This window comes from Alphaproteobacteria bacterium (assembly GCA_030740435.1).
Classification (GTDB): domain Bacteria; phylum Pseudomonadota; class Alphaproteobacteria; order UBA2966; family UBA2966.
In genome coordinates this window covers 1-7,479 of the sequence record JASLXG010000174.1, presented here as the reverse complement: position 1 = coordinate 7,479, position 7,479 = coordinate 1, and the positions used below count along the sequence as shown (strand labels likewise).

The 7,479-nt window shown below is 64.3% G+C and carries 8 protein-coding genes; 2 read left to right on the top strand and 6 right to left on the bottom strand.

The window, feature by feature from the left end; genetic code table 11:
- From phnC to QGG75_17080, 5 genes are all read right to left on the bottom strand, one after another.
- Window positions 1-664: phosphonate ABC transporter ATP-binding protein (gene phnC / locus QGG75_17100; protein MDP6068948.1), on the bottom strand; the 664-nt coding region annotated here is incomplete at its 3' end.
- A gap of 88 nt (window positions 665-752) precedes the next feature.
- A complete protein-coding gene (gene phnD / locus QGG75_17095) occupies window positions 753-1,793 on the bottom strand; it encodes a phosphate/phosphite/phosphonate ABC transporter substrate-binding protein (protein MDP6068947.1) in 1,041 nt (346 codons plus the stop codon).
- Window positions 1,794-1,966: 173 nt separating this feature from the next.
- The gene (locus QGG75_17090) at window positions 1,967-2,761 is read right to left on the bottom strand and encodes an HAD-IIB family hydrolase (GenBank protein MDP6068946.1); all 795 of its coding nucleotides are present in this window, start codon (window positions 2,759-2,761) and stop codon (window positions 1,967-1,969) included.
- On the bottom strand, window positions 2,758-4,260 hold the full coding sequence (gene glpD, locus QGG75_17085) for a glycerol-3-phosphate dehydrogenase (GenBank protein MDP6068945.1): 1,503 nt from the start codon (window positions 4,258-4,260) through the stop codon (window positions 2,758-2,760). The genes QGG75_17090 and glpD overlap by 4 nt, the downstream gene beginning before the upstream one ends.
- 19 nt (window positions 4,261-4,279) lie before the next feature.
- Window positions 4,280-5,149: an MBL fold metallo-hydrolase gene (locus QGG75_17080; GenBank protein MDP6068944.1), complete on the bottom strand. Its 870-nt coding sequence runs from the start codon at window positions 5,147-5,149 to the stop codon at window positions 4,280-4,282.
- 122 nt (window positions 5,150-5,271) lie between these two features.
- On the opposite strand from QGG75_17080, the gene argC reads away from it, so the two are divergent.
- On the top strand, window positions 5,272-6,402 hold the full coding sequence (gene argC, locus QGG75_17075) for an N-acetyl-gamma-glutamyl-phosphate reductase (GenBank protein ID MDP6068943.1): 1,131 nt from the start codon (window positions 5,272-5,274) through the stop codon (window positions 6,400-6,402).
- Between the two features lie 17 nt (window positions 6,403-6,419).
- Window positions 6,420-6,986 (top strand): gamma carbonic anhydrase family protein, encoded by a 567-nt coding sequence (locus QGG75_17070; protein MDP6068942.1) that lies wholly within the window; start codon window positions 6,420-6,422, stop codon window positions 6,984-6,986.
- A 167-nt stretch (window positions 6,987-7,153) separates the two neighbouring features.
- Here the strand turns inward: QGG75_17070 and QGG75_17065 are convergent.
- A partial coding sequence (locus tag QGG75_17065) for an EamA family transporter (GenBank protein MDP6068941.1) occupies window positions 7,154-7,479 on the bottom strand: 326 nt, incomplete at its 5' end.

Genomic DNA, 7,479 nt, shown 5'->3' with positions numbered 1-7,479 from the left:
CTTCGCTGAGGCCGATGACCCGGTCGGAAAAATCCTGCGCCAGGCCGACATCGTGGATGTTGACCAGGGCCGGCGTGCCGCGCTCGTGCGCCAACTCGCAAATCAGACGCATGATCTGGCGCGAGGTCTTGGGATCGAGCGACGCCGTCGGCTCGTCGACCAGCAGCAGGTTGGGGTTCTGCATCAAGGCCCGGGCGATACCCACCCGTTGACGCTGACCGCCCGAGAGGGCGTCAGCCCGGCTGTCGTGGCGGCCTTCGAGGCCGACGCGCTCGAGCAACTCGAAGGCCGAGCGCACGTCCCCGGGGGGATAGTTGCGTCGGAAAGCCCGCCAGAAGCTGACATAGCCGAGACGGCCCGAGAGCACGTTTTCCATCACCGTCAGGCGCTCGACCAGATTGTATTCCTGAAAGATCATGCCGATGTGGCGCCGGGCCTGGCGCAATTTGGCGCCGCCGAGCATGGTCAATTCCTCGCCGTCGAGCTTGATCGAGCCCGAGGTCGGCTCGACCAGCCGGTTGATACAGCGGATGAGGGTCGATTTACCGGCCCCCGAGGAGCCGATCACGGCCACCACCTGGGGCTGGGAAAGCGTCAGGCTGACGCCATGCAGCGCGCGCAGGCCGTTGGGATACTGCTTTACCAGATCGCTGATTTCGAGCATGCCGCCAACTCGTTTGAAGAAACCGCCGGGACCGCCCCCGCAGCTTGCGGGGGACGGCCCGTCGGTCCGTTGGTCCGCTTCGGAGAGCTTACTTTTTCTTCTTCTTTTTCTTCTTCTTGACCTTGAGACCGGCCAGGGATTCCTGGGTATAGACGGTTCCGTTGGTCTCTTGGATGGTGCGGATGTCGGTCCAGTGGTTCCTGAAGGTAATCGGAATGAAGCGGTCTGATTTCTTGCCGAATTCCTTATCGAGCGCCGTTCCCGTCCAATCGAAAGTCAGGAACGCGTGCTCGACCTGGGTTTGCAGCACCGGGTGCAAGGTGTTGACGTAGCCATAAGACGTCGTCGGAAAGAGCTTGGACTGCCAGATGATCCTCAGGTCGTCCTTGTTGACGACGCCCTTGTCGTGCATCCGGTCGAGCACGCTCGAGGCGATGGGGGCGGCGTCATAATCTTTGTTGGCGACACCCATGATCGAATTGTCGTGTTTGCCGGAATAGGTCACTTTGTAATCCTTATCCGGTTTCACGCCCATGGCGGTAAACAGCGCCCGCGGCGCCTGGTTGCCGGAGTTCGACGAAGGCGTGACGTGGGCGATGTTGCGGCCCTTGAGGTCCTTCATGGTCTTGATGTCGGTGGACTTGTGGGTGATGAGCTGCAGCCGGTAGCCGAAGCGGCCGTCATCCTTGCCCATGATGGCGATGGGAACGTAGCCCGCCAGATTGACGCCGAAGACCGTCGGCCCGGTCGAGATGCCGGCCACGTGGAGGCGTCCCGAGCGCATGGCCTCGACCTGTGCGGCATAGGAATCGGCGCCGTACCACTTGACCTTCTTGCCGGTTATCTTGCTCATGTAGGTCATGAATTCGGTGAACACGTTTTCGTAGACCGAGGGATCCTCGACCGGCGTATAAGAAAACACCAAGGTGTCCGGATTGAGCCATTGTTTGGCATCCGCCGGCGTGTCGGCAACCAGATCGTCGTTCCAATCGCAGAAACGTTTGTCGAGATTGCCGCGCGGACATTCGGCGGCCGCGGCCGATGGCATGGTGGCGGCCATGATCGCCAGGCCTGCCAGCCCGCCGAGGCCGGCCAGCAATAGACGTCTTGAAAATCTCACAACACTCATGTTCCCCTCCCTGGTTTTGCCGCGGACGCGGTTGGAACGAACCGCCCCGCCCTATGTGAATTATCGCTACCACCGCTCTGCCTTGTCAGTGACGGCAGAGACTTGGGTTCTGTGGCTTTGTTGACGCCACTCTACAGTCCCCCAAGCGCTGGTCTCAAGTGCGATTCCCCGACTCAGCGCTCGGCTAGCAAACGATCCGCCAGTTCGACAAACCCCTCGCCAGCGCGGCGGGCGGTGATGAAGGCCGGCTCGGCCTCCAGGCGGCCGGAGAAATCAAGCAGGTTGGCCATGCCCACCGAGAGCGGAAAGAAGGCGAACATCGGCGCGTCATTGGGTGAATCGCCGGCAAAGACAAAGCGCTCCTTGTGCTCGTCCAGATCGAGGCCGAAACTTTGCGCCATCATGGTGCGGGTCATCGAGAGCTTGTCGTAGCTGCCGAACCAGCCGTTGACGTGGATCGAGGAGACCTTGGCCGTGGCACCGGCCTGGGTGAAAAGCTCGACGATGCGGCTCACCGATTCCGGGAGCAGCGGTGCCACGTCCTCGCAAAAATCGATGGCCAAGTCGCTTTCGCGCCAGGCCTGGTCGGCCGCCAGGGCGGCGCCGGGAACAGCCTTCAGGATACCTTTGCCCAGGGCCTCCAGCCGGCCTCTTCGCTCCGCCCGCTCGGCCGCGCTGTAACAGAAATGCCGCTCCACGCTACGGCTCTCCCGGTGATAGCGGAAATAGAAGGCGCCGTTCTCGCCGACCACGCCATCGACGGGCCACATGCGGGCGATGTGATCACACCAGCCGGCCGGCCGGCCGGTAACGGGAAAGACCAGCAAACCCTTGTCGTGAAGACGTTCCAGGGCGCCGTAGGCGGCGGCGCTCAGGCTGCCGTCGCTGGTCAAGGTATCGTCGATGTCGGTGAAGACGCCCTTGAGGCCCGCCAGGGCCTGGGAGGAAATCGCGGCCAGCGGCTTCATGCCGCAACTCCGCCACCAGCCATCCAGTCGGCCAGCCGCTGACACTGGTCCTGGGTCAATCGCAAGCCCAGCTTGCTGCGCCGCCAAAGCACATCGTCGGCCGTGCGGGCCCATTCGTGAGCCATCAAATAGGCCACTTCCCGCTCATAGAGGCCGGCACCGAAGTCCTGGCCCAGATCGGCGATGTCGCGGGCGTCCTCGAGAACCAACTCGGCCCGCGAGCCATAGGCCCTGGAGAGGCGATTTGCCAGGGCCTCGTCGAGCCAGGGATAGCCTTGGCGGAGTCGCTTACAGAGGCCTTCCAACCCGGTTGCGCCGAGATCACCCCCGGGCAAGGGTTGCCCTGCCGTCCAGGCGGTCCGGTCCATGGCTATATGGGGCTTCAACAATTCCAGGACTTCCTCGGCCAGGCGGCGATAGGTGGTGATCTTGCCGCCGATCACCGAAAGCAGCGGAGCCTCGAATTGTTGCGCCTCCAATTCGAGCCGGTAATCCCGGCTCAGCGACGCAGCGTCACCGTCACCGTAAAGCGGCCTGACGCCGGCAAAGGACCACACCACGTCGGCCGGATGTATCCCGGAGCCGAGGTAATCCCCCAGCGCCCGGCACAGATAATCGATCTCTTCGGCACTGGCCCGGGCCTCAGCGGGATCGCCCCGGTAGTCGCTGTCGGTGGTTCCGATCAGGGTAAAATCGTCTTCGAAGGGAATGGCGAAAATGACCCGTCCGTCTTCATGCTGGAAGATATAGGCGCCGGCGTGATCGAAAAGTTTGGCCACGACGATGTGGCTGCCCTTGACCAGACGCAGCGGCTTGGCGTTCTCCAGGCCCAGGGTGTGACGCAGAAATCCACCCGCCCAGGGCCCGGTGGCATTGATCAGAACCCGGGCCTCGACAAGGCGTTCAACGCCATCCTCGTCCAGCAGCCGGGCTCGCCAGAAACCACCTTCGGCGAAGACCTCGGCACAGCGGGTCCGAACCAGTATTTCGGCACCCTGCTCGGCGGCCGATACGGCATTGAGTACGACCAGGCGGGAATCGTCGACCCGGCAATCGGAATAGGCAAACCCCTTGACCAGGGAAGAGCGCAAGGGATCGCCAACCTCGTGTTTCGTAAGATCGATGCTCTGGCAGCCGGGCAAGCTCGTGCGCCGAGCCAAGTGGTCATAGAAAAACAAACCCAGACGAATAAACCAAGCCGGCCTGAGGTGCGCCACGTGGGGCAGGTAGAAGCGCTGGGGCCGCACCACATGCGGGGCCATGGCCAGCAGCACCTCGCGTTCGCCCAGGGCCTCGCGGACCAGGCGAAATTCGAACTGTTCGAGGTAGCGCAAACCGCCATGGATGAGCTTGCTGCTGGCCGACGACGTGGCACCGCCCAGGTCGCCCTGCTCGCAAAGCGTAACCGCCAAGCCCCGGCCCGCCGCGTCACGGGCGATGCCGACGCCGTTGATGCCGCCGCCGATGATCAGAAGATCCTGGAGACCGAGCTTTGGCATTTCCGCCCCGATATCGCCCTCAGGCGTCGCGCCAGGCGAAGCGATCCGCCAAACCGACGATGCGGCCGAAGCTTGGCGAGGGGAAGTGACCGGGCGCAATCAGGGTATCGCTATCGGCATAGCGCTCGATGAAGGCGCGCCTGGTTTGGCGTGACTGGGGCCGGTCCTCACAGGCCCGGCTCGACCACTCGGGCCGCAGCAGCTGCACGGGGTGGTGGATGACGTCGCCGCTGAGCACGGCCCGGTCGCCGCCCGAGCTGAGGTTGAGCACCACGTTGCCGGCGGTGTGGCCGGGTGCCGGCTCGAGCCGGACGCCGTCTTCGATTTCGTGGTCGCTGTCCACCAGCACTGCCCGGCCCGCCTCCATCACCGGCAGCACGCTGTCGGCGAAGGCCTGGACGTGGCCCCCTTCCGGCTCCTCGCGCATTTGCTTCTCACGTGCCTGGTATTCGTCGCGGGCGAAAAGGTACTGCGCGTTGGTGAAGGTCGGCACCCAGCGGCCGTCCACCAGGCGCGTGTTCCAGCCCACGTGATCGGTGTGCAAATGCGTGCACATGAAGAAATCGACCTCGTCCGGCCTTACCCCGGCCGCCGTCAGGTCGGCCAGGTAGCTGGATTGTTGGTGGTGCCACTGGGGAAAGACGCTGCGCTGCTTGTCGTTGCCGACGCAGGCGTCGACCACGATGGTGTGTAGCTTTGTGCGCACGATGTAGCTTTGCACGCAGACCACCAGCTTGCCCGTCGCCGGATCGACGAAGCGGGGCTCGAGCCAGTCGGCGTTTTGGGCGAAAACCTCGGGGCTCGATTCGGGAAAGAAATCGGCCGGCGCGATCAAGGGCTCTTCCGATTCGACCACCCGATCGAGACTGAACTCACCAACGCGTTTCATGACCAATCCATCCTTCGCTGCTGTCTTCTGCGTTGCCGCGGCCGTGCCGCTATTTGATTTTCGCGCGCGGCGCAGATAATAGGAAGGCGCGAATCGTGATCGCGCTACCCCGGATATGAAACATGGCTGATCAAATCAACAAACTGCGCCTCGCGGTGCTGGGTGCCAGCGGCTATACCGGTGCCGAACTGGTGCGGCTGCTGCAAGGCCATCCCCAGGCCGAGATCGTACTGCTGACGGCCGAGCGCAGCGCCGGCCGGCCGCTGGCCGAAGTGTTCCCGCACCTTGGCGGCCTCGATCTTCCCGACCTCATGCACATCGATCAGGTCGAGTGGTCGGGGCTCGACATCGACGCCGTCTTCTGCGCCCTGCCGCACGGCACCACGCAAGAAATCGTGGCCGGGCTGCTGCATCAGACCGGGCACGATCTGGTCGACGAATTGATGGTCGAGGAGCGCAGCGACCTGATCGCCGGGCTGCCCGGCCAGATCAAGGTGATCGATCTTTCGGCCGATTTCCGCCTGGCCGATACGGCCACCTACGCGGCGCTTTATGGCCACGAACACTACGCCCCCGGCTTGCAGCCCGAAGCCGTCTACGGCCTTACCGAATACAATCGCGCGGCCATCGCCGAGAGCCGCCTAGTGGCCTGTCCGGGCTGCTATCCGACCGCGGCCCTGGTACCGCTGGTGCCGCTGCTGGAGGCCGGCGTCATCGAGCCCGACGACATCATCGTCGACGCCAAGTCGGGCGTCTCGGGGGCCGGCCGGGCGGCCAAGGAAGGGAGCCTGTTCGCCGAGGTGGCCGAGGGCATCCATCCCTACGGTATCGCCAGCCACCGCCACGGCCCCGAGATCGAGCAGGAACTCGGGCGCGCCGCCGGCCATGCCATGACCATCAACTTCACGCCGCACCTGGTGCCCATGAGCCGCGGCATCCTGGCCACGATCTACCTCAAGCTGGCGCAGGACGCCGGCCTCGAGGATCTCCGCCGCACTTTTGACGAACGTTTTGCCGACGAGCCCTTTCTGCGCCTGGTGTCCGAGGACGCGGTGCCGGCGACGCGCCACGTGCGGGGCTCGAACCACGTGCTGGTGGGGGCCTATGCCGACCGCCTGCCAGGCCGCGCCATCGTGGTTTGCGTCATCGACAACCTGGTCAAGGGCGCCTCGGGCCAGGCCGTGCAGAACCTGAACGTGGCGTTCGGTTTCGAGGAACACCTGGGCCTCGAACAGCAGCCGCTGTTTCCTTAGTTTCGAGCGAGGTGAGCATGTCCCCCTCCGCCGGCCACGACAGCGGCCTCGTGCTGCCCTTCAACGGCATCACGCCCACGATCGACGAAAGCTGCTTCATCGCCGCCGGTGCGGCGGTCATCGGCGACGTCGAGATCGGGGCGCGCTCCAGTGTCTGGTACAACTGCGTGCTGCGCGGCGACGCCAACTTCATCCGCGTGGGCAGCGGCACCAACATCCAGGACGGCACCGTGGTCCACGTCACCACGCGGCTGCATGGCACGACCATCGGCAACGACGTGCTGATCGGCCATGGCGCCCTGATCCACGGCTGCACCCTGGAGGACAAAAGCTTCGTCGGCTTCCGGGCCACGGTGATGGACGGCGCGGTGGTGGAAAGCGGCGCCCAGGTGGCGGCCGGCGCCCTGGTGACACCGGGCAAGCGGGTTCCGTCGGGCGAGATCTGGGCCGGCAGCCCGGCCAAGTTCATGCGCAAGCTGACCGACGAGGACAAGCAATACCTGGCCATAGCGGCGCCGCGCTACGCCAACCTGGCCCAGGCCCACAAACACAACATCCCGCTCGACGAGGTGGGCGAGATCTAGGCGGGCGCGACCAAAAAGTCAAAAAGTAGTGACAGGCAGCACTTTTTTGGGCACCTGTGACAGGAAATAAATCGTTATTTCGCAAATGCTTAGCAAACAAAAAGTGGGGACAGGGACCACTTTTCTAGGGACCACTTTTCGCACCACTTTTCGAGGTGCCGCTTGTTCTAGGCCGCGCCTTCACTTTCGCGGGCGCCGGGCCAGTGGGCGGTGACCAGACCGGCGGCGACGGCGGCGAGACCGGCGAGGAAGAGCGCCGTCACCGGCTCCGCGAGCAACACCCAGCCCAGCGCCGTGGCGGTCATGGGGCTCAGCGCCATGAAGATCGTCACCCGCGTCGGCGTGGTGTTCTGCAAGGCCCAGAGCCAGAGGAAATAGCCGATGCCGCTGGAGGCACCGATGAACAGCACGGCCAGCCAGTCGCCCACGGTGAACGTCGGCAGGGCGGCGAAGAAGCCCTCGGGAATGGCCAACACGGCCAGGAACAAGACCG

Bases quoted from the DNA above. Each gene is read 5' to 3' on its own strand.
- phnD (MDP6068947.1), bottom strand. From the start codon at position 1,793: ATGAGTGTTGTGAGATTTTCAAGACGTCTATTGCTGGCCGGCCTCGGC.
- QGG75_17090 (MDP6068946.1), bottom strand. From the start codon at position 2,761: ATGAAGCCGCTGGCCGCGATTTCCTCCCAGGCCCTGGCGGGCCTCAAG.
- glpD (MDP6068945.1), bottom strand. From the start codon at position 4,260: ATGCCAAAGCTCGGTCTCCAGGATCTTCTGATCATCGGCGGCGGCATC.
- QGG75_17080 (MDP6068944.1), bottom strand. From the start codon at position 5,149: ATGAAACGCGTTGGTGAGTTCAGTCTCGATCGGGTGGTCGAATCGGAA.
- argC (MDP6068943.1), top strand. From the start codon at position 5,272: ATGGCTGATCAAATCAACAAACTGCGCCTCGCGGTGCTGGGTGCCAGC.
- QGG75_17070 (MDP6068942.1), top strand. From the start codon at position 6,420: ATGTCCCCCTCCGCCGGCCACGACAGCGGCCTCGTGCTGCCCTTCAAC.